This is a genomic window from Alcanivorax sp. HI0044, assembly GCF_001634945.1.
In genome coordinates, this window is sequence record NZ_LWEZ01001645.1 from 1 (window position 1) to 851 (window position 851).

Here is an 851-nt window from a genome sequence, read left to right on the forward strand (position 1 = left end):
CGTTGCCACCAATACGACTGGTAATCAGCTTGGACAGCCAGACAAAAGGCAACAGCGACACCATGATGACCTTGAGCGTGGGCGGCAGCATCGGTGCCAGTGAACGCCAGTATTTCGCGCCAATGGTTTTCGGAATGATCTCGGAGAACACCAGAATCGCCAGCGTCATGATTCCCGACGCGGCCCCCAGCCAGGCTTCCCCGAACACCACTGCCACCTGGGCACCGACGCCGGTGGCGCCGACCGTATGCGCCACGGTGTTAAGAGTCAGAATGGCAGACAGGGGCTTGTCGATATCATCCTTGAACGCGCGCAAGCTCTTATACAGCTTCGGGTTGCTGTCGCGCAGGCCAGCAATAAAACTGGGCGTAATGGATAGCAGTGCCGCTTCCAGCACGGAGCACACAAAGGAAAAACCGATAGAAATGGTGGCGAATATAATCAGCAACGTCACCGATGCATGCTCCTTATGACAGCAAGCAACCGGATAAACCGGCTGTTTGAATTGAGGTTATGACGGCGAATAATGCCGCGCAAAGTCCGCCAGCAACTGGCGAACATTGGCCATCCCATCGTGGATGACCGCTTCGATTTCTGCCATGGTAATTTCATGGGTGGACTTGCCGGCGGCCGGATTGACCACCAGAGACAGCATGGCATAAGGCAATCCCAGCTCCCGGGCCAGCACCGCTTCAGGCATGCCGGTCATGCCGACGATATCGCAGCCATCACGCTCCAGGCGGGCAATTTCAGCGGCCGTTTCCAACCGCGGCCCCTGTGTTGCGCCATAGCAGCCGCCATCATTCCAGCTCAGCTCAGCCGCCGCCAACCGGGCTTTCAGGGCATTGCGC

1 protein-coding gene and 1 pseudogene are annotated in these 851 nt (G+C 57.9%); both read right to left on the bottom strand.

The window, feature by feature from the left end; genetic code table 11:
- Window positions 1-454 (bottom strand): DUF21 domain-containing protein (locus A3730_RS24750; protein WP_156501345.1); only part of this gene is annotated, 454 nt, incomplete at its 3' end.
- 57 nt (window positions 455-511) lie between these two features.
- Window positions 512-851: pseudogene (locus A3730_RS24755) on the bottom strand (S-methyl-5'-thioadenosine phosphorylase); the annotation flags it as partial.